The 19493-nt window shown below is 74.5% G+C and carries 20 protein-coding genes, 1 tRNA gene and 1 riboswitch; of the genes, 13 read left to right on the top strand and 8 right to left on the bottom strand.

The features are described 5' to 3' along the window. Nucleotides 1–16: 16 nt before the first annotated feature. The gene (locus LBW97_RS07070; protein WP_224498698.1) at nucleotides 17–781 is read right to left on the bottom strand and encodes a hypothetical protein; all 765 of its coding nucleotides are present in this window, start codon (nucleotides 779–781) and stop codon (nucleotides 17–19) included. Between the two features lie 135 nt (nucleotides 782–916). Then, nucleotides 917–1765 carry a UbiA family prenyltransferase gene (locus tag LBW97_RS07065; protein WP_224498697.1) on the bottom strand — a complete coding sequence of 283 codons (849 nt, stop codon included), beginning with the start codon at nucleotides 1763–1765 and terminating at the stop codon, nucleotides 917–919. A 130-nt stretch (nucleotides 1766–1895) separates the two neighbouring features. On the opposite strand from LBW97_RS07065, the gene LBW97_RS07060 reads away from it, so the two are divergent. From LBW97_RS07060 to LBW97_RS07035, 6 genes are all read left to right on the top strand, one after another. Then, complete coding sequence (locus tag LBW97_RS07060; protein ID WP_224498696.1) at nucleotides 1896–2378, top strand: CarD family transcriptional regulator; 483 nt, start codon at nucleotides 1896–1898, stop codon at nucleotides 2376–2378. A gap of 38 nt (nucleotides 2379–2416) precedes the next feature. Beyond that, the gene (gene ispD / locus LBW97_RS07055) at nucleotides 2417–3094 is read left to right on the top strand and encodes a 2-C-methyl-D-erythritol 4-phosphate cytidylyltransferase (protein WP_224498695.1); all 678 of its coding nucleotides are present in this window, start codon (nucleotides 2417–2419) and stop codon (nucleotides 3092–3094) included. Then, nucleotides 3091–3618: a 2-C-methyl-D-erythritol 2,4-cyclodiphosphate synthase gene (ispF, locus tag LBW97_RS07050; RefSeq protein ID WP_224498694.1), complete on the top strand. Its 528-nt coding sequence runs from the start codon at nucleotides 3091–3093 to the stop codon at nucleotides 3616–3618. Before ispD ends, ispF begins: the two co-directional genes overlap by 4 nt. Nucleotides 3619–3628: 10 nt before the next feature. After that, nucleotides 3629–5032 (top strand): cysteine--tRNA ligase, encoded by a 1404-nt coding sequence (cysS, locus tag LBW97_RS07045; protein WP_224498693.1) that lies wholly within the window; start codon nucleotides 3629–3631, stop codon nucleotides 5030–5032. Beyond that, complete coding sequence (gene rlmB / locus LBW97_RS07040) at nucleotides 5014–5994, top strand: 23S rRNA (guanosine(2251)-2'-O)-methyltransferase RlmB (RefSeq protein ID WP_224498692.1); 981 nt, start codon at nucleotides 5014–5016, stop codon at nucleotides 5992–5994. Before cysS ends, rlmB begins: the two co-directional genes overlap by 19 nt. Nucleotides 5995–6059: 65 nt before the next feature. Continuing rightward, nucleotides 6060–6488 carry a CBS domain-containing protein gene (locus LBW97_RS07035; protein WP_224498691.1) on the top strand — a complete coding sequence of 143 codons (429 nt, stop codon included), beginning with the start codon at nucleotides 6060–6062 and terminating at the stop codon, nucleotides 6486–6488. 12 nt (nucleotides 6489–6500) lie between these two features. Here LBW97_RS07035 and LBW97_RS07030 read toward each other — a convergent pair whose 3' ends face one another. From LBW97_RS07030 to LBW97_RS07015, 3 genes are all read right to left on the bottom strand, one after another. Then, nucleotides 6501–7781, bottom strand: coding sequence for a DUF445 domain-containing protein (locus LBW97_RS07030; RefSeq protein ID WP_224498690.1), 1281 nt, complete (start codon nucleotides 7779–7781; stop codon nucleotides 6501–6503). 43 nt (nucleotides 7782–7824) lie between these two features. Then, nucleotides 7825–9096, bottom strand: coding sequence for a trypsin-like peptidase domain-containing protein (locus LBW97_RS20200; protein WP_308010433.1), 1272 nt, complete (start codon nucleotides 9094–9096; stop codon nucleotides 7825–7827). Nucleotides 9097–9206: 110 nt separating this feature from the next. After that, nucleotides 9207–9980, bottom strand: a complete 774-nt coding sequence (locus LBW97_RS07015) for an ABC transporter permease (RefSeq protein WP_224498689.1) — start codon at nucleotides 9978–9980, stop codon at nucleotides 9207–9209. Nucleotides 9981–10121: 141 nt separating this feature from the next. On the opposite strand from LBW97_RS07015, the gene LBW97_RS07010 reads away from it, so the two are divergent. Both LBW97_RS07010 and LBW97_RS07005 read left to right on the top strand, forming a co-directional pair. Next, the gene (locus LBW97_RS07010) at nucleotides 10122–10814 is read left to right on the top strand and encodes a hypothetical protein (protein WP_224498688.1); all 693 of its coding nucleotides are present in this window, start codon (nucleotides 10122–10124) and stop codon (nucleotides 10812–10814) included. Nucleotides 10815–10862: 48 nt separating this feature from the next. Further along, a tRNA-Thr gene (locus LBW97_RS07005) sits at nucleotides 10863–10935 on the top strand. Here the strand turns inward: LBW97_RS07005 and LBW97_RS07000 are convergent. Next, a complete protein-coding gene (locus LBW97_RS07000) occupies nucleotides 10935–11333 on the bottom strand; it encodes a DUF5313 family protein (protein WP_224498687.1) in 399 nt (132 codons plus the stop codon). The two genes, LBW97_RS07005 and LBW97_RS07000, sit on opposite strands and share 1 nt — an antisense overlap. A gap of 65 nt (nucleotides 11334–11398) precedes the next feature. On the opposite strand from LBW97_RS07000, the gene rarD reads away from it, so the two are divergent. The 5 genes from rarD (at nucleotide 11399) to LBW97_RS06975 (ending at nucleotide 18041) form a co-directional block, all read left to right on the top strand. Further along, entirely contained in the window at nucleotides 11399–12316 is a 918-nt protein-coding gene (gene rarD / locus LBW97_RS06995; protein WP_224498686.1) for an EamA family transporter RarD, read from the top strand. Nucleotides 12317–12434: 118 nt separating this feature from the next. Next, on the top strand, nucleotides 12435–12773 hold the full coding sequence (locus LBW97_RS06990; protein ID WP_224498685.1) for a DUF3263 domain-containing protein: 339 nt from the start codon (nucleotides 12435–12437) through the stop codon (nucleotides 12771–12773). 122 nt (nucleotides 12774–12895) lie between these two features. After that, nucleotides 12896–14224, top strand: coding sequence for a LytR C-terminal domain-containing protein (locus LBW97_RS06985; RefSeq protein WP_224498684.1), 1329 nt, complete (start codon nucleotides 12896–12898; stop codon nucleotides 14222–14224). A 77-nt stretch (nucleotides 14225–14301) separates the two neighbouring features. After that, the gene (locus LBW97_RS06980; protein WP_224498683.1) at nucleotides 14302–17172 is read left to right on the top strand and encodes an alpha/beta fold hydrolase; all 2871 of its coding nucleotides are present in this window, start codon (nucleotides 14302–14304) and stop codon (nucleotides 17170–17172) included. Further along, a complete protein-coding gene (locus tag LBW97_RS06975; protein ID WP_224498682.1) occupies nucleotides 17169–18041 on the top strand; it encodes an ABC transporter permease in 873 nt (290 codons plus the stop codon). Before LBW97_RS06980 ends, LBW97_RS06975 begins: the two co-directional genes overlap by 4 nt. Nucleotides 18042–18091: 50 nt before the next feature. On the opposite strand, the gene LBW97_RS06970 is transcribed toward LBW97_RS06975, so the two are convergent. Both LBW97_RS06970 and LBW97_RS06965 read right to left on the bottom strand, forming a co-directional pair. Beyond that, complete coding sequence (locus LBW97_RS06970) at nucleotides 18092–18475, bottom strand: hypothetical protein (RefSeq protein ID WP_224498681.1); 384 nt, start codon at nucleotides 18473–18475, stop codon at nucleotides 18092–18094. Continuing rightward, nucleotides 18475–19305, bottom strand: a complete 831-nt coding sequence (locus tag LBW97_RS06965; protein WP_224498680.1) for an HAD family hydrolase — start codon at nucleotides 19303–19305, stop codon at nucleotides 18475–18477. Before LBW97_RS06965 ends, LBW97_RS06970 begins: the two co-directional genes overlap by 1 nt. Before the next feature lie 58 nt (nucleotides 19306–19363). Next, a riboswitch (SAM riboswitch) is annotated at nucleotides 19364–19490 on the top strand. Nucleotides 19491–19493: the final 3 nt, after the last annotated feature.

Raw genomic sequence — 19493 nt, 5'->3', positions numbered from 1 at the left:
GCGGTTCAGCGGGAGGTCACTCGCCGCCCTCGCGTTGCGCGCCTTCTTCGCTCTCCTCGCTGCTGTGCTCGCCCTCGCCACCGGCTTCGCCGCCGTGGGCCTCTTCCTCGTGGTGGAAGTCGAACGCCTCGCCGCGCTCCACCACATCGGCCGGGGTGCCGACGGGAACCAGCATCGTCACTTCGCCGGCGTTCTCGAAGGTGAAGGTGAGCTCCACGAACCGACCGGTGGTGAGCGCCTCGTCCAGGCCAGTCAGCGTGATGGTCGGGGCGCCGTCCTCGCCGATGAAGACGGTGGAGCGCGCCGGGATCTCCAGCTCGGTCGGTGCCGCCGCGGTCGTGGACGCCACGGGAGGAACGGTCTGGGTCGCCGCCGGCGGGGTCGCGGTGTCGGTGGCCGCGGCGCCGGCGTCCGTGGTGGGGGCGGCCGGCGCGGTGGAGGCGCCCGGGACGCTGCTGACGGACGGGGCAGCCGCACCGGAGGTGCTGATGACCGCCTCGTCGAAGCCCTCGCCGGAGACCTCGGTCAGGGTGTCGGCCTCGTCGCTGCCGTTGGCGATGGCCAGCACCAGCACGGCGTCGTCGCCGGCCGCGTAGCCGCCGTCGCCCGGGTGCTCGAGGTTCGCCTTCCGGAGGGTGATGTCGCCGACGGCCGCCAGGGCCCCGACCTTGTCGCGCTCCTGGGTGGCGGTCTGCGTGACCTGCCCCGCGCTGCACGCGGAGAGCGCGATGGGGGAGAGGAGCAGAACGCCCATGGTGGCGGCGCGCAGAGCGCGGTTCACAGCTGTCGACCTCCAGCAGGACCGTGCCGGCCACCGGGGATCGGTGGCGCGGAGACGGCCCGAGCGTATCGGTCGCCCGCCCGGGCCGCCCGCAGGGAGCGGCGACAGGTCGCGCGCCGCGGCCGGGAGCCCGCCTCAGGAGAGGGCGGAGCCCCCGGCGAGCAGCAGCACGACATCCAGCACCGTCAGCAGCATCACGGCGGGGAAGGCCAGCCGGCGGTAGCCGGGGCGGCCCGCGAGGCCCGCGACGACGGCCGCCGGGACGGCCAGCGCCAGCGCTGCCCACCCGCTGGCCGTGGGGGGACCGGCCGGGCCCAGGACCAGCACTAGGGAGGCCGCTGCCAGGAGCACCGCGCCGGACACCGCGGAGACGCCGGCGCCGAGCCGGTGTGGCAGCCCGCGGACGCCGGTGGCGAGGTCGTCCTCCAGGTCGGGCGCGACGTTCGCGAGGTGCGCTGCGCCGCCCAGTGCGGCCCCCGCGGCGACCAGCCACCAGGGGGCCGCGGCGTCGCCGGGAGCGGCGGCGACGACGCCCGCGGGGAGGGCCCCGAAGCCGACCACGTAGCCCGCGCCTGACCAGATCGTGCGCTTGAGCCCGGCGTTGTAGGCCCATCCGCTGGCCACGAGGAGCAGGAGGAGCAGTCCGGGGACGAGACCGAGGAGCAGGGAGAGGACGACCGCCAGGGCCGCCGACCCGAGCGCGGCTCCGCGCAGCGCCGAGGGGCTCACGGCGCCCTGGACCACCGGCTTGTCCGACCTGGCGACGGCGCGGTCCCGATCGGCGTCCAGCCAGTCGTTGCTCCAGCCGATGGACGCCTGACCTGCGAGTACGGCCGCGCAGACCAGTGCGGTGCGGCCCGTCGGTGTGCCCGAGGCGACGGCCAGCAGGGTCGCGACGGTGGTCACCGCGACGGCCGGCCCCGGGTGGGTGGCGAGGGCCAGCGCGCGGAGCAGCGACGAGGGCCGAGCGGCCTCCGGAGGCACATCAATCACGCTCTGTCAACCCCCTGAGAGCAATGCATCAAGGCTCTGACCTGCAGATTTACGGCCCGGACCGGATCCGTTGCCCAGTCTGCCGTGCTAACCTAGAGAGAGCGAAAGGGGTCACATTCACATGGGCTTCACTGTCGGCGAGACCGTCGTCTATCCGCATCACGGTGCCGCACTGATCGAGGCGATCGAGCAGCGCACCATCAAGGGCGAGCAGAAGGCCTACCTCGTGCTGAAGGTCGCCCAGGGCGACCTGACCGTGCGCGTGCCGGCCGACAACGCAGAGATCGTCGGCGTGCGTGACGTCGTCGGACAGGAGGGCCTGGACAAGGTCTTCGAGGTCCTGCGCGCTCCGCACACCGAGGAGCCGACCAACTGGTCGCGCCGCTACAAGGCCAACCTCGAGAAGCTGGCCTCCGGCGACGTGAACAAGGTGGCCGAGGTCGTCCGCGACCTGTGGCGTCGCGACAAGGACCGCGGACTGTCCGCCGGCGAGAAGCGCATGCTCTCGAAGGCTCGCCAGATCCTGGTCAGCGAGCTCGCGCTCGCCGAGGGCACCAACGAGGACAAGGCCGAGATCCTGCTCGACGAGGTCCTCGCCAGCTGAGCACTCCGCCCCACCCCGGAACCATTCGAACCGCTCCCGTGCACGCTGTCGCGATCGTCGCAGCGGCCGGGAGCGGTTCGCGTCTGGGGGCCGACCGCCCGAAGGCGCTCGTCCCGCTCGCCGGCCGCCCCCTCGTGGTGTGGGCCGTCGAGGGGCTGCTGGCCGGAGGTGTCGCCGAGGTCGTGGTGACGGTGCCGGCCGCCGAGCGGGAGGCCTTCGCCGCCGTCCTGCCGGCCGCCGTCCGGATGGTCGACGGCGGTGCGACCCGTACCGCGTCCGTCCGCGCGGGGCTTGCGGCCGTGCCCGACGCCGATGCGGTCCTGGTGCACGACGCCGCGCGTCCGCTCACCCCGCCCGAGGTCGTCGCCCGGGTCCTGGCCGCTCTGGAGGGCGGCGCCGAGGCCGTGGTGCCCGTCCTCCCCGTCGTCGACACGACGGTCCTGGTGGACGACGACGGCGCCGTCGTCGAGGCGGTACCCCGCGCGCCGCTGCGCCGCGTGCAGACGCCGCAGGGCTTCGACCGGGCGACGCTCGTCGCGGCCTATGCAGCGCTGCCCGAGGGTGCCGAGCTCACCGACGACGCCGCCGTCGTGCGCGCCGCCGGGATCCGGGTGGAGACGGTCGCCGGAGACGAGCGGTCGGCGAAGATCACCGTTCCGCACGACCTGACCCTGGCCGAGCTCGCCGTCGGCCTCGATGGCACGGTTCCCCGGTGACCACCCCCGAACTGCCCCGGGTCGGCGTCGGCACCGACGTCCACCCGATCGAGAGCGGCCGCCCCTGCTGGCTCGCCGGGCTGGAGTGGCCGGGCGTCGACGGCTGCGCCGGGCACTCCGACGGCGACGTCGTCGCCCACGCGATCACCGACGCGGTGCTCTCCGCGGCGGGACTGGGCGACATCGGCGGGCTGCTCGGCACCGACGATCCGCGCTGGGCCGGCGCCCGTGGCGCCGACGTCCTGGTGCACGTCCGCGACGTGCTCGACGCGGGCGGCTGGCGCGTGGGCAACGTGTCGGTCCAGCTGATCGCCACGACCCCCAAGCTCGGCCCTCGTCGGGGGGAGGCGGAGGCGGTGCTGGCCGCTGCGCTGGGCGCCCCGGTGAGCGTGACCGCCACCACGACCGACGGCCTCGGCCTCACCGGTCGCGGGGAGGGGCGGGCCGCCGTGGCCACCGCGCTGGTGGTCCGGACGGGGGAGGATGCCGCTCCGGCGGTAGGAGAGGGCCGAGAAGCTCCGTAGACTCCCGGCAGTGAGCCTCCGCCTGTACGACACGGCCGCCCGCGCGGTCCGCGACTTCACGCCCCTGCGTGCCGGTCACGCGTCGGTCTACGTCTGCGGTCTCACCGTGCAGGGCCGGCCGCACGTGGGCCACATCCGGGCCGCCGTCTCCTTCGACGTGCTGCGCCGCTGGCTGGCCGCGAGCGGGCTCGAGGTCATCTACGTCCGGAACGTCACCGACATCGACGACAAGATCCTGACCAAGGCCGCCGAGCACGACGTGCCGTGGTGGGCCTGGGCGTACGAGAACGAGCGGGCCTGCACCCGCGCCTACGACGTGCTCGGCATCCTGCCGCCGACCTACGAGCCGCGGGCCACCGGGCACGTCCCCGAGATGGTCGAGCTCATGGAGCGGCTGATCGAGCGCGGCCACGCCTACGCCGTCGACGGCGACGTCTACTTCGACGTGCGCTCCTTCCCCGAGTACGGGGCGCTCACCGGTCAGCGGCTGGAGAACCTGGAGCCGGCGGCCGACACCGACACCGACGACCGCAAGCGCGACCCCCGTGACTTCGCCCTCTGGAAGGGCAGCAAGCCGGGCGAGCCGGAGACGGCGTCCTGGCCGACCCCGTGGGGTCGCGGCCGCCCCGGCTGGCACCTGGAGTGCTCGGCCATGGCCGGGCGCTACCTCGGCGACGCCTTCGACATCCACGGCGGCGGCCTGGACCTGCGCTTCCCGCACCACGAGAACGAGCAGGCCCAGTCCCGGGCCGCCGGCCAGGACTTCGCCTCGTACTGGATGCACAACGGCTGGGTGACTCTCGGCGGCGAGAAGATGAGCAAGTCGATGGGCAACACCGCGCTGGTCGACGAGGTGGTCCAGCGGGTCCGCCCGGTCGAGCTCCGCTACTACCTCGTCGCCCCGCACTACCGCTCGACGATCGAGTTCACCGACGCCGCGCTGGAGGAGGCCGGGCAGGCCTACCGCCGGATCGAGTCGTTCGTGAAGCGCGCCGTCGAGCGCGTGGGGTCGCAGGTGGAGGGCGAGCTGCCTGCCGAGTTCCGCGCGGCGCTCGACGACGACCTGAGCACCCCGGCCGCGATCGCCGCGGTCCACGAGGCGGTCCGGCAGGGCAACACCGCCCTGGCCGACGGCGACGACGCCGCGATCGGGGCCGCGCTCGGCTCGGTGCGCGCGATGCTCGGCGTCCTGGGCCTCGACCCGCTCGACCCGCAGTGGGTCAGCGCGGGCGGAACGGACGACCGGCTGGCGCAGGCCACCGACGGGCTGGTGGCGCTCGCTCTCGAGCAGCGCCGGGCGGCCCGTGCACGCAAGGACTTCGCGGCGGCGGACGCGATCCGCGACCAGCTCGCCGCCCTCGGCCTCTCGGTCGAGGACACCCCGCAAGGAACCCGATGGGAGCTGAGCCGCTGATGGCCGGCAACAGCCAACGCCGAGGCCGTAGCGACGGTGCAGGCAAGAAGACCGCCACCGCAGGTACTGGTGGCAAGAACCGGCGGTCGCTCGCCGGACGTGGCGCGACCCCGCCCGCCGAGCAGCGCACCGGGCACCCCGCCGCGCGCCGCGCCGCGGACGAGGCCCGCCAGCGCGCGGACCGGGCGCGGGCCCGTCAGCGTTCCGCGGAGCAGCCGGAGCTGCTGCTCGGCCGCAACCCCGTCGTCGAGGCGCTGCGCGCGCGGATCCCCGCGACGGCGCTGTACGTCGTCACCGGCGACACCACCCGGCCCGGCGCGGACGAGCGGATCACCGAGGCGCTGGGGCTGGCTGCGGACCGCGGCCTGCCGCTGCTCGAGGTCGGCAAGGGCGAGTTCGACCGGATGTCCCAGGGCGCGCTGCACCAGGGCATCGGCCTGCAGGTGCCGCCCTACGACTACGCGCACCCGGACGACTTCCTCCAGATCGCGCGCGACTCCGGCCGGGCGCCGCTGATCGTCGCCATGGACGGCGTCACCGACCCGCGCAACCTCGGCGCCGTCGTGCGCTCGGCCGCGGCCTTCGACGCCCACGGCGTCGTCGTTCCGCAGCGCCGGGCGGTCGGCATGACCGCCTCGGCCTGGCGCACCAGCGCCGGCGCGGCGGCGCGGCTGCGGGTCGCCCGCGCGGTGAACCTGCCGCGTGCGCTCACCGCCTACCAGGACGCCGGGCTCCAGACGGTCGGCCTGGCCGGCGACGGCGACGTCGAGCTGCACGAGTACGACGGCTTCGCCGACCCGGTCGCGCTCGTCGTCGGCGCCGAGGGCACCGGCCTCTCGCGGCTGGTCCGGGAGAAGTGCGACGTCGTCGTGCGCATCCCGATCGACCGCGACACCGAGTCGCTCAACGTCAGCGTCGCCGCCGGCATCGCGCTCTACCAGGCGGCCGCCGCCCGCCGCTGAGCCGACCGTTGCCCCCCGGGCAGCAGGAGGAGCACACTCCGCGGCACCGCGTCGGAGGAGGAAGTGTGCAGATCAGCCAACTGCTCCGCCACAAGAGCCGTGAAGTCGCCACCGTCGACGGGTCGGAGAGCGTCGGGACCGCGCTGGCGTTGCTGGCGGAGAAGGGCATCGGCGCGCTGGTCGTGTCCTCCGACGGCCGTCACGTCGACGGCATCATCTCCGAGCGGGACGTCGCCCGGGGACTGCACGAGCGCGGCGCCGGGCTCCTCGCCGACCCCGTGTCCAGCGTGATGACGACGGAGGTGCACGTCTGCCCGCCCGAGGCCAGCCTGGACGGTCTCGCGCGCACGATGACGGATCACCGGGTGCGGCACGTCCCCGTCGTCGCCGACGACGTCCTGGTCGGCATCGTCTCGATCGGCGACGTCGTGAAGGCCCGGCTGGACGAGCTGGAGGAGGAGCGGCGGCAGCTCGTCGACTACATCCAGGCCTGACGGTCGCAGGGCTCAGGAGAGCAGCTGGGCCACGGTGTAGATGACGAGGCCGGCGAGGCCGCCGACGACGGTGCCGTTCACCCGGATCCACTGCAGGTCGCGGCCCACCTGGAGCTCGATGCGACGGCTGGTCTCCTCGGTGTCCCAGCGGGCGACGGTGCTGCTCACCAGGTCCGCCAGGTCTCCGGAGAACCGCTCGACGGCGTACCCCACGGCGCGGCGGCTGTGCCGCTGGACCAGCTCGCGGACGGTCGGGTCGTTCTGCAGCAGCTTCGCGCCATCGGCGATCAGCGCGGTGATCCGCTCCCGCAGCGGCGAGGTGGGGTCGGCCGCGGCGGTGAGGAAGGTGTTCTTCGCGGTGGTCCACAGCGAGCCGGACCAGTCGCGGATCGCCGGGTGCTCGAGCACCTCCCGCTTGAACTCCTCGACCCGCTCCGCGGTCTCCGGGTCGGTGCGCAGCGCGTGCACGTAGGCCCGCAGCCGGGCGTCGTAGGAGCGGCGCAGCTCGTGGCGGGAATCGTCGCCGACCTCGGCGATGAAGCTGTGGATCCCGGCGAACGCGCGGTCGAAGACGCGGTCGTCCACCCAGTCGGGCACCCAGGCGGGGGAGGCGCCGCCCAGTTGGGCCCGGAACACCAGGCGGTTCTCGTCCAGGAAGCGGGCCATCAGCCGCAGGGCCGCCGAGAGCACCTCCTGGTGCCGGTCGCCGTCCACGACCAGCTCCAGCACCCGTGCCAGGCCGGGCGCGGCAGGCGTCTCGTGCAGCTTGCGGTCGACCAGCGAGGCGACGGCGGGCTGCAGGTCCTCGTCCTTGAGCAGGTCGGTGACCGCGGTGAGGACCTTCGCGGCGTCGCCGCCCAGCCGCTCGGCCCGCCCGGGAGCGGCGAGGAAGCCACCCAGCCGGCCCGGGACGTCGATGGTGGCGAGCTTCTCCTCGATGACGGCGCGGGTCAGGAAGTTCTCCTGGACGAAGGCGCCCAGGCTCTCGCCGATCTGGTCCTTCTTCCGCGGGATGATCGCGGTGTGCGGGATCGGCAGCCGCAACGGGTGCCGGAAGAGGGCCGTGACCGCGAACCAGTCGGCCAGCGCGCCGACCATCGAGGCCTCGGCGGTCGCCCGCACGTACCCGACCCAGGCGCCCGCCTCCTCGCCGAGCAGGACGCAGCCGAGGAACACCGCTGCGGCGACGCCGAAGAGCCCGGTCGCCAGTCGCTTCATCCGGGCGAGGTCGCGCGCGCGGGCCGGGTCGTCGAGGGACCCGGCCAGGGGCGGGGTCAGTGAGGGAGCGGCCACCCGGCCCAGCCTAGGGACCGGGGCCGGGCGGCCGCAGCGGACCTCAGCTGGTCTCGCCCAGGGTGACCTCGACGGTGCTGCTGCCCGAACCCCGGCGCACGGTGAGCTCGACGCTCTCGCCCGGGGCCAGGCTGCGCACGGCGGCGGTGAGCTCCGTGGAGGTGGTGACCGGGCGGTCGCCCACGGCGGTGACGACGTCGCCGCGCTGGAGGCCGGCGCGCTCGGCGGCGCTGTCGGGCTCCACCGTCTCGATCTGGGCGCCGGTGCCGACCTCGCTGTTCTCGTCGTCGGCCGCGGTGCGCGCGCTCACGCCGAGGAACGCGCGGGTCGCCGTGCCGGTCTCGATGATCTCCTGGGCGACCCGCTGGGCGGTGTTGCCGGGGATGGCGAAACCGACGCCGATGTTGCCGCTCTGCGACTGGCCGCCCGGCATGCCCGAGGCGACGGTGGCGATGGCGGTGTTGATGCCGATGACCTCGCCGGCGGCGTCGACCAGAGCGCCGCCGGAGTTGCCGGGGTTGATCGCGGCGTCGGTCTGGATCGCGTCGAGCACGGTCGCGTCGTCCTGGGTCGAGCCGGTGGCCACGGCGCGGTTGGTGGCGCTGATGATGCCGTCGGTGACCGTGTTGGACAGGCCCAGCGGGGCGCCGATGGCGACGGCGACGTCGCCGATCTGCAGCTCGTCGGAGTCGGCGAAGGTGGCCGGCGTCAGGTCGTCGGCGCCGTCGAGCCGGAGCACCGCGAGGTCGAAGGCGGGATCGGTCCCGACGATCTCGGCGTCGTAGAGCGCCCCGTCGGAGGTGCGCACCTGCACGCTGCCGCCGTTCCCGCCCTCGGCGACGACGTGGTTGTTGGTGAGCACGTAGCCGTCGGCGGTGAGGACGACGCCGGAGCCGCTGCCGGCGCCCGACCCGCTGGAGACGTAGACGGTGACGACGCTGGGAGCGGCCTTGGCGGCGGCCGCGGTCGCGGTGGTGGCCCGCTCCGGATCCTTGATCGTCACGCTCTGCGCCGGCGCGGAGGAGCTGGAGGTCCCGTCGGACCCGTCGAGGAAGGTGGCCACGCCTGCCCCGGCGCCGCCGCCGATCAGCGCACCGGCGACCAGGCCGACCAGCCCGATGCGGAGCCGGCTCCCGCGGGCCGACGTCCGCTCCGGCTGTGCGGCCGGCGGCGTCGGGAAGCCGCCGTAGCCGGGGTAGGTCGGCGGCTGGGCGGTCTGCTGGGCCGTGTGCTGGATGGTGTCCTGCTGGCCGGCCGGCTGCGGGGGCTGCCAGCCGTACTGCTGGCCGGTTCCGGGGTGCTGGTGCTCGCTCACGGGTCCGATCCTCTCCTGGCACGACCGTCCGGTCGCGCTGTCGGTACCACTGTCCGCCGGTGCGCTGGTGCGTCGCTGGACGAGGGCTGTGAGTCTGCTGGGCGCCGGGCCTAGCGGGGGACGGGGAGCAGTCGGCCGCGGGCCACCATCTCGGTGACCGCCCAGACCGCGAGCACCTCCGCGGCGAGCAGGCCGAGGAGCACCAGCAGCTGCGCCGCCCCCGCCTCGAGCGGCGTGCCGCCACCGAGCAGCACCCCGACGAACGCGCCGGGCAGCGTGACCAGCCCGACGGTGCGCGTCTGGTCCAGCGGGGGGATCAGCGCGGTGCCGGCCACGGGGCGGGCGACGAGCAGCACCGCGTCGCGGGGGAGGAGGCCCAGGGCGAGCCCGGCCTCCACCTCCCCGGACCGGCGGTCGAGCTCGTCGCGCAGCCGGCGGCCGGCCAGCGAGGTGGCGCTCATGGCGCCGCCGATCAGGATCCCGGCGATGGGGATGACCGCCTCGCCCCGCAGCGGCACGGTGCCGCTGGCGAGGACGAGCCCGACCACGGGCGCCGCCCCGCCGACGACGGGGAGCGCGGTGGCGAGCAGCCGGCGGGCGGCGCCGGGGGAGCGCAGGGGACGACCGGTGGTCCGGCCGGCGGCCGTGGCCGTGGCGACGGAGACCATCAGCAGCACGAACAGGGCGGAGAGCTCCAGCGAGCCGACGACGAGGAGCAGCACCGCGGACACCGCGGCCAGCTGGACAGTCGCGCGAACGGCGGCCACGAGCACGCTGCGGTCCTCGCCGAGCCCCGACAGCCGTCCGCTTCCCGCCGCCAGCGCGGTCAGGAGCACGAGGACGACGGCGAGCCGGACGTCGACGACGACCACGGAGGACCCCACGACGCCAGATCCTGCCGGTCGGCACGCGCCCGTCCGGGAGCGGGTGATCGTCCGCTGACCCCGTGTGCAACACGACCTCTCGCCGGGTAGTGCCCCGTCCGGCGGGCCGCACCGCCCCAACTTCTGCCGTGGAGGCTGCTCGTGCCCGTCCGTGGTCCCCTGCTCCGGTTCCTCGCCGGCATCGGTCTGGTCCTCGTCGCCGCTCTCTCGGTGGTCGGCGGCATCGCGCTGCGCGGCCCCGGCCTGATGGCCGTGCTCGTCTCCGGGGCCATGGCCGGCTGCGTGACGGCGGGTGTCGCGCGGGAGACGGTGGAGCCCCGCCGCCGGTCGGTGCTGGAGTCCGCGCTGCTGGGCGTCGCGGTCACCGTCGTCACGCTCCTCGTCCTCAGCGGGACGGCGATGCTCGCGGGCGGCGGGGCGGCGGTGCTGCTGGTCGGTCTCGCCGGGGCCGGCTGGGCGACGAACCGGTGGCTCCGCGAGCGCCGGCTCCGCGCCGCCCTGGCCGGACCCGCAGCCGGACGCCTGGCCGGAGCCTCCTCCCGGCCCGCGGGCTCCCTGCGAGGACCGGTCCCGACCGTGGACGAGCTGAGCACCGGTGACCTGGCGGAGGAGTGGCTGCGCTCTGGCTCGGTCCTGCAGGGTGCTCTGGCGCCGGCCGCCCGGCAGGGCCTGGTCGCCCGCCGCGCGCAGGTGCTGGACGAACTGGAGCGGCGGGATCCCGCCGGGTTCGCGCGCTGGATGGCGGCGGGGCCCCTGGCCAGCGCCGACCCGGCCGGCTATCTGCGGTCGGAGCCGCCGCGCGCCGACCCCAGCGCGGAGACCGAGGCGGCCTGAGCCCTCGGCGGGCACCTACGATCGACGCGGCCACCGGCGGTGGTCACCGCCGGCGTGGCGCAACTGGTAGCGCACCCGACTTGTAATCGGGCGGTTAGGGGTTCGAGTCCCCTCGTCGGCTCAGTCGAAGCTGCCCGAGCCGTCGCGGCGGTAGGGCGAGAGTCGTTCGAGCCGCTCGCGCTCGGCGCGGCGGGCGCGCAGCCGGGCCGCCGTCCCCGGTTCGTAGCCGGCCTTCGCCACGCGGTGCTCGATCGTCTCGACCATGTAGGCCAGCGAGAACAGCAGCCCGAGCAGGAGGCCCCCGACGGCGGCGGAGATCCGGTCGCTCAGCGGCACCGGGATGGCCAGCAGGCAGATCAGCACCAGCGGGCTGAGCTGGACCACCGCACGGGCCAGGTGCCGCCACACCCAGGTGCGCCGGGTGGTGTCCTCCAGCACCCAGGGCGAGAGCCGCCGGGGGAGGCCGCCGCCGAGGGCGTACCAGATCCACCGCAGGGGATCGGGCCGCGAGCTGCTCACGCACCGACGGTAGGCCGATCCGGTTGCGTGCTGTCGATCGGGAGGCCCGGCGTACGGTGCGGTGCGTGGACGAGCGTCGCCTGGGGGTGGTCTCCGGGATCGGCGCCTACGCGCTCTGGGGGCTGTTCCCGCTCTACTTCCCCCTGCTGGAGCCGTCCGGCGGGCTGGAGATCGTCGCCCACCGGGTGGTCTGGTCGCTGCTCTTCGTCGGCATCCTGCTGACCGTCGTGCGCCGGTGGGGGCACGTCCGTGCCGCGGCCCGGAGCGGCCGCAGTCTGCTGATCCTGGCCGGCGCCGCGGTGTTCTTGATGGGCAACTGGCTGCTCTTCGTCCACGGCGTGAACTCCGGGCAGGTCGTCGAGACCTCGCTCGGTTACTTCATCAACCCGCTCGTCAGCGTGCTGCTCGGGGTCGTGGTGTTCAGCGAGCGGCTGCGGCCGCTCCAGTGGGTCGCCGTCGGCATCGCCACCGTCGCCGTCCTGGTGCTGACCATCGACTACGGACGGCCGCCCTGGATCGCGCTGGGGCTGGCCGCGAGCTTCGGCCTCTACGGCCTGATGAAGAAGCTGGTGGTGGTCGAGGCGGCTCCGGGGCTGTTCCTGGAGACGGCGCTCGTCGCGCTGCCGGCCGCGGCGATCCTGGCCGTCCTCCACGGCGGAGGTGACGGAACGTTCGCCACCGCCGGGTCGGGACACGCGCTGCTGCTCATGAGCTCGGGGATCGCGACGGCGATCCCGCTGCTGCTCTTCGCGACCGCGGCCCGACGGATCCCGCTGTCCACCGTCGGCCTGCTGCAGTACCTGACGCCGCTGATGCAGCTGTCGATCGGGGTCTTCGTCTACGGGGAGCCGATGCCACCGGCCCGGCTGGCCGGTTTCGTGATCGTCTGGGTCGCGCTGGCGGTGTTCACCGCGGACAGCCTGCGACACGCCCGAGCCGGCGCGCGACGGAGGTCACGGGAGGCTCTGGTTCCCACCCCCTGAGCCCGCTCCGCGGACCCGCCGCGGCGCTGCCCGGGAACTGTCGGTGGGCGGCGCTACGGTCGCTTTCGTAGCCGTCCGGGACATCCCGGCGGCGGGCAGGGAAGAGGCGGAACCAGCGATGAGCAGCGACCCGGCACCAGTGGTCCCCCAGCCCCGGGCAGACGGTCCCGGGGAGGCGTTCCCGCAGGTGGGGGCGGCAGGGCTTTCCCGCCGGGAGCACGACGTGCTCCGGTTCGAGCGGCAGTGGTGGCGGCGGGCCGGTGCCAAGGAGACGGCGATCCGGGACCAGTTCGGAACCACGGCCACCCGGTACTACCAGGCGCTCAACGCCCTGGTCGAACGGCCCGAGGCGCTGGCCGCCGACCCGGTGCTCGTGCAGCGGCTCCGACGTCTCCGTTCGGCGCGTCAACGAACGCGTTCGTCTCAGGTCCTGGGCAAGGCGAATTACATGGATTAGATTTGCTCACCGTGGGCAGGCACGCCGCGTCAGGCAGTGACGGAGTAGACCAGGGGAACGCTCCTGCAGCCGCTGGGCGGCGCAGGACCGATACCCCCGAGGGATCGCGCCCTGTCATGGGGATGAGCGATCATCCGACCACCCGGGATCGTGATCGGTCGGGTCGTCGTGACGTCCTGCTCGGGACGCCTCCGGCCGAGCGCGCGCCGCAGGGCTCCCGCTCGCGCCTGCCGCTGCCCCCGGTTCCGGTCGGCGCCCGCCCCGGCGGTGCGCCCGCGCCGCGACCCCCGGTCGCCCCGGCTCGCCCCGTTCCGGCTGCCGAGCCGCGGATCGGGCTGGCCGTGCCCGCTCGCGCCGCCGACGCACGGGTGTCGGCGCCCTCCGGTGAGGCGCTCCTCCCGAAGCCGGTCCACTCCGCTGCCAAGGCCGCTGCGCCGTCGCTGACGCCGTCCGGTTCCTGGGTGGAGGACGAGGCCCTGGTGACCACGGGTCCGAGCCGCGCCCCGCGCCCGGCACCCCGGGCTCCCCGCGTTCCGCGCCAGACCACTCCGACGGGCGCCCCGTCGTCGTCCTACGGCGACTGGACCAAGCCCTCCCGCGCCGACGCGGCGCGGCGCGGCGCCTTCGACCTCGGCACGGATCTCGACCTGCCGCAGGCGCTGGTGCCGCCGATGACCACCGCGATCCCCGAGCGGAACGTCGTCTCGACGCGCGCCGCCGACGTCGACGAGTTCGACGACTACGACGAGGCCCTCGCGGACGAGTACGACGACCTCGACGCCGAGGGCGCTCCCGCCGCCGTCCGTGGCCCGGCCAGCGGCGCCACCAAGGCCGGCCGCGCCGCCTACCGCGCCGAGCGTCAGGCCGCCGACTCCGCCCGCCGCCGGGCCGCCAAGAAGAACGGCACCCCGGAGGTCATCTTCGAGGACGAGGAGGAGCACAAGCCGCGGCTCGTCCTCAAGAGCCTGGTCGCCATGGCGGTCGTCGCGCTCGCCGTCCTCGGCGTCTACACCGTGACCCAGCCGCCGGCGCAGGAGACGAGCACGCAGACTCCGTCCGCCCCGACCACCGTCGCCGCCCCGGTCGCCCCGACCGCGGAGCTGCCGCCGCTGGCCAACGAGCCGATCTCGCTGGAGCCCGAGGCCCCGGTGGGCGGCAAGCTCCCCGTGACCGTCCTCAACGCCACCGACGTCACCGGCCTCGCCGGCAAGATCTCCTCCGCCGTCGTCGCCGGGGGCTGGGAGTCCCCGGGCGTCGGCGCCTACGAGGGCAGCCCGGTCGCCGCCACCACCGTCTTCTTCACCGAGGGCGACGAGGCGCAGCGCCAGGCCGCGGTCGCGCTGCAGCAGCAGTTCCCCGAGCTCGCCGGCCCCGCGGCCCGGTTCTTCGAGGTCAGCGGCGTGCCGGCCCCGGGCTTGGTCATCGTCGCCACCGGCAACTGGACGCCCTGACGCAGACGGGTCGGCCCGCGCGGAACACGCGCGGCGTCCCGCCCGTTGGGCGCTTCGTGCGCTCCCTCCGCGGGCCCGTGCGTGCGGGTGGACGCGCTCCGCTCGCCGCCCTGCTCGCCGTCCTCCTGTCCTCCGCCACTGTCGCGTTCGCGCCGTCGGCGACCGCCGCCGAGATCCGGACCGAGGACGCCCGCGTCCCCTCCGGCTCCGGTGCGGACGCCGTCGAGCTCGACACCACCCTGTACCTGCCCGACACCGAGGAAGCCGCTCCGGCGGTCGTCCTCGCGCACGGGTTCGGTGGCAGCAAGAGGTCGGTGGCCGATGACGCCACCGCGCTCGCCGAGCGGGGCTACGTGGTGCTCACCTTCTCCGCCCGCGGCTTCGGCGAGAGCACCGGGCAGATCGGTCTGAACGACCCCCGCTACGAGATCGCGGACCTCTCCACCCTGCTGGACCTGCTCGCCGAGCGCGACGACGTGCAGCTCGACGCCGACGGTGATCCGCGGGTGGGCGTCGCCGGTGGCTCCTACGGCGGCGGGCTGGCGCTGCTCGGCGCCGCCTACGACGACCGGGTCGACGCGATCGCGCCGCAGATCACCTGGAACTCGCTTACCACGGCGCTGTTCCCCTCGCAGACCGGCACCCCCGAGGCCGGCACGGTGGCCGCCACTCCGCAGACGGCGGACGCCGGCGTCTACAAGCGGCTCTGGGCCGGCATCTTCTTCGGCATCGGGGCCGCGCCCGGCGGCGACCTGCTCGGCGGTTTCGGGGGCGGCGGGGGTACCGACGACGAGAGCGGGAGCGGCGACGGGGCCTCGGCGGGTCCGGTCGGCGGGCGCTCCATGGGCGGTATCCCGCCGGAGCTCCTGGAGCGCGCGGCCCGCAACCCTGAGGTGGTGGAGCAGCTGCTCACCTGCGGCCGGTTCCGGGTCGACATCTGCACCGCCTACCAGGCCGCCGCGGAGGCGGGCACGCTCACGCCCGAGGTCGCCGCGGTCCTCGACCGCAGCAGCCCGGCCGGCGTGCTCGACCGCATCGAGGCGCCCACCCTGCTGATCCAGGGCACCCAGGACTCGCTGTTCGGCCTCGGCCAGGCAGACGCCAACGCCCGCGGCATCGCCGCGAACGGAACGCCGGTGAAGGTGGTCTGGTTCGCCGGCGGTCACGACTCGCAGTCGTCGGACAGCCAGACCGAGGCTCTGCGCGAGCAGGTCGGCGGCTGGTTCGACTGGCACCTGCGGGGCGAGGGCGAGGACCCCGGCACCGGTTTCGAGTACCCGGCGCCCACCGGCATCGGGGCCACTCTCGGCCGGGTGCAGGGCGGCAACCGCACGATCATCGCCGACAGCTACCCGGGCCTGGCGGGCGAGGAGTCCTCCGCACGCCGTCAGGTGCAGCTCGAGGGGCCCCTGCAGCCGGTGGTCAACCCGGCCGGCGGAACGCCCGCGGCCCTGACCACCGTCCCCGGCCTGGGCGCCCTCACGTCCGCCCTCGGCGGGACGACCCTGGAGATTCCCGGCCAGTTCGCCGCCTTCGACAGCGAGCCGCTGGACGCCGCCCTCGAGGTCGTCGGCGCCTCGACCGTGGACCTCGAGATCGCGGCCCCGGAGGGCTCGGCCACGCTGTTCGCCAAGCTCTACGACGTCGGCCCCGACGGCACCATGACGCTGCCCAGCGGACTGGTCGCCCCACTCGCCCTGACCGGCGTCTCCGCGGATCCGGCCGCCCCCACGCGGGTCTCGGTCACCCTTCCGGGGATCGTGCACCGGTTCGAGGCCGGCCACACCATGCGGGTCGTCGTCTCCTCGACCGACCAGGGCTACGCGCTGCCCGTCGCGGCCGGCGCCTACTCGGTCGGGCTCGCGGCGGCCGACCTCGCCGTTCCGGAGGTGGGTGGGCAGGCCGAGAACACCGGCGGTTCGTCGCGCTGGTGGGTCCTGCTGGGCGTGCTCGCCGCGCTCGGCCTGCTCGGCTGGCTGGCCGCGCGGTGGTGGGGTGCCCGTCGCCGTCGGCAGATCTCTGTCGCCGACCCCGACGGCGAGGACGTCCCGCTGCGCTTCGAGGGCGTGACGAAGGCCTACAAGGACGGCTTCGTCGCCGTGAAGGACCTGTCGTTCGAGGTCCGCCGCGGTCAGGTGCTCGGCCTGCTCGGCCCCAACGGCGCCGGCAAGACGACGTCGCTGCGCATGCTCATGGGCCTGATCAAGCCCACCGAGGGGCGGATCAGCATCTTCGGCCACGCGGCGGGCCCGGGCGCCCCGGTGCTGTCCCGGCTGGGCTCGTTCGTCGAGGGCACCGGCCTGCAACCGCACCTCTCCGGCCGCGACAACCTCACGCTCTACTGGGCCGCCACCGGCCGCCCGCTCGAGGACGCGCACATGGAGGAGGCGATCGCCGTCGCCGGCCTGGGCTCGGCGCTCGACCGCCCGGTGCGCCGCTACAGCCAGGGCATGCGCCAGCGGGTCGCGATCGCGCAGGCGATGCTCGGCCTGCCCGACCTGCTGGTGCTCGACGAGCCGACCAACGGGCTGGACCCGCCGCAGATCCACGCGATGCGCGAGGTGCTGCGCGACTACGCGGCCACCGGACGCACGGTCATCGTCTCCAGCCACCTGCTCAGCGAGATCGAGCAGACCTGCAGCCACGTCGTCGTCATGGCGAAGGGGCAGAAGATCGTGCAGGGCACCGTGGAGGAGATCGTCGGCACCGGGGGATCGGTGCTCGTGGGCCTGGCCGACGACGCCGACACCGACCGCGCCATCGCCGTCCTCGGCGCGGTGCCCGGGGTGACCGCGTCCCGCACCGACGAGGGTCTGGTGGCCGAGCTCGAGGGCGCCCGCCGCTCCGACGCCCTGCAGGCGCTGGTGTCCGCGGGGATCGCCGTCGACCAGTTCACGCCGCGACGACGGCTCGAGGACGCGTTCCTCGCGCTGGTGGGGGAGTCATGACCAGCACCGACCACGTGCAGCCGACCGGGGCGGTCAAGGGCTACCGGCCCGAGCGCACGCTGCGGCTGTCGGTGGAGCTGCGCCGGCAGTTCACCCGGCGCCGCACCCTCGGCGTCTACCTGCTGATGGCCGCGCTTCCGCTGGTGCTCATCGCCGCCCTGAAGCTGGGCGCCAACGAGGAGGCGGAGTCCAACAGCCGGATCAACCTCGTCGACGTCGCCACCTCCAGCGGACTGAACTTCACGCTGTTCGTGCTGTTCGCGACCACCGGGTTCTTCCTGGTCGTCGTCTACGCGCTCTTCTTCGGCGACGCCGTCGCCACCGAGGCGCAGTGGGGGTCGCTGCGCTACGCGCTGGCCACCCCGGTGCCCCGGATGCGGCTGCTCCGCCAGAAGTGGTTCGCCGCCCTGGTGCAGTCGGTGGCCGCGCTGCTCACGCTCGTGGTGGTGGCCGTCGTCGCCGGCGGGCTCGCCTTCGGCTTCGACGACATCCAGACGCCGGTCGGGGTGACCCTCGACCAGGGCGACGGCATGGTGCGTCTGGCCGGGATGCTCGGCTACCTCGCCGTCCACCTGCTCGTCGTGGGTGCGCTGGCGTTCTGGTTCTCCACGATCACCGACGCGCCTCTCGCGGCCGTCGGCGGGGCCGTCTTCACGATGGTGGTCTTCGCGATCCTCGACCAGGTCGAGCAGCTCGGGTCGATCCGCGACTGGTTCCCGACGGCGGAGGAGTTCGCCTGGACCGACCTGCTGCAGACGCCGATCGACTCCGGGGACATGTTCCGCGGCGTCATCCAGTCGCTGGTCTACGTCGCGATCTTCACCGCGCTCGGCTTCCGGCACTTCGCCCGCCGCGACGTCACCTCCTAGGTCGGCGTCGCGCGATCGGTGCGCCGAAAGGACCACGGTGTTCGCGCGGCCTAGGCGATCCGACCCGTAGCGGACCGGATCGCGGCGGCGACGTCCTCGGCGTTCTTGCACGACACGAGGAACAGCCGCCAGCCGCCGTGCTCGTCATCGAGCTCGATGCGGACCGCCTCGCGACCCAGGTAGACGAAGGTCGCCGCTCGACCGCGCGGGACCGCGGCCCTCGACGATGCAGTGACCACGGCGCCCAGCAGCGCCGTGTTGCCGGCGAAGCCGAGGTCGACGTCGTGCAGGGTCTCTCTCGGGTGGGCGTCGACCGTCACGCCCCGGATGGCGGCCACCGGAGCCGAGGGGCTGTGGAGCCGAAGGTCGAGCAGCTTCTCGAGGGCGTTGAGGCGGAGCCTGAGCTGGTCACCGACGACCTCGAGACGAGCCATCAGGCGCGGCCCAGTGCGGTGCGCACTGCCTGGGCCCAGCCCTCGCCCATCGCGCCGTCGGTGACGGTGACGTTCGGGACGGCGGCCAGCGCCTCGGCCATGCCGTCGACGGCCGCGCCGTTCGCGGTGATGAACAGCCGGCCGACGGCGGGCGCCATGTCCAGGTCGCTGACGCTGTCGCCGATCGCGACGGCGTCGGCGGGGGAGAGGCCGCGGCGCTCGAGGTCCCAGGCGATCGCCGCGCCCTTGGAGATGCCGCGCGGCATCAGGTGGTAGACCCGCGGCGGTGCGGCGTCGTCGTCCAGACCCATCCAGGAGGCGGCCGGGATGGCGCCGTTGTCCTTGAGCGTCAGCCAGCCCGCGCCCTGCTCGTCCAGCCAGGCGTCGACGGCGAGCGGGTCGACCCGGCCGCGCAGCAGCGCGTCGGTGTCGTGGGTGGTGTGCCAGGGCGCGTGCCACTCGAGCCGACCGGCGTTCGCGGCGATGAGCTCCTCGACGACGCCGAGGGAGGCCATCACGTCCATCGGGGTGCGGTCGCCGTAGGACTCGGGGAGCTCGCCGCGCAGCCGGTGCGGGGTGCGGCCGGAGCCCCAGCCGATGGTGGCGCCCAGTTCGGCGATCGCACCGTCGGCGGCGAAGATGCGCCCCGCCTCCACGACCTGCTCGTAGGTCCGGCCGCTGACCAGGACCAGCGCGACGCCGGCGCGGTGCAGCTCGACCAGGGCCGCGGCCGGCCCGTCGGTCAGTTCCCGCCCCGCCGTGTGCCAGAAGGAGCCCCGCGGGCCCACCATCGTCCCGTCGAGATCGGTGTAGACGACGCGCACGCTCACCGGGCCATCCTGTCCGGCCGCCGCCGGCCGTCCGCGACTGGGTAGAGTGCGGGCTGTTCACTCATCCAGAGGGGCAGAGGGACACGGCCCGATGAAGCCCCGGCAACCGCCGCCTGCGTTCGCGCAGCGGGAGGTGCCAATTCCGTCCTGTGCGGCTCGACGGCCCGACGCAGGGAAGATGAGGAGGT

This window comes from Blastococcus sp. LR1 (assembly GCF_020166105.1).
Taxonomy (GTDB): Bacteria; Actinomycetota; Actinomycetes; order Mycobacteriales; family Geodermatophilaceae; genus Blastococcus.
This window is presented reverse-complemented; position numbering and strand designations above follow the sequence as displayed.

What these genes read in the sequence shown, in the direction of transcription:
- LBW97_RS06985 (WP_224498684.1), top strand. Translation starts at nt 12,896, where the DNA reads ATGAGCGATCATCCGACCACCCGGGATCGTGATCGGTCGGGTCGTCGT.
- LBW97_RS06975 (WP_224498682.1), top strand. Translation starts at nt 17,169, where the DNA reads ATGACCAGCACCGACCACGTGCAGCCGACCGGGGCGGTCAAGGGCTAC.
- LBW97_RS06990 (WP_224498685.1), top strand. Translation starts at nt 12,435, where the DNA reads ATGAGCAGCGACCCGGCACCAGTGGTCCCCCAGCCCCGGGCAGACGGT.
- LBW97_RS07060 (WP_224498696.1), top strand. Translation starts at nt 1,896, where the DNA reads ATGGGCTTCACTGTCGGCGAGACCGTCGTCTATCCGCATCACGGTGCC.
- rlmB (WP_224498692.1), top strand. Translation starts at nt 5,014, where the DNA reads ATGGGAGCTGAGCCGCTGATGGCCGGCAACAGCCAACGCCGAGGCCGT.
- LBW97_RS06970 (WP_224498681.1), bottom strand. Translation starts at nt 18,475, where the DNA reads ATGGCTCGTCTCGAGGTCGTCGGTGACCAGCTCAGGCTCCGCCTCAAC.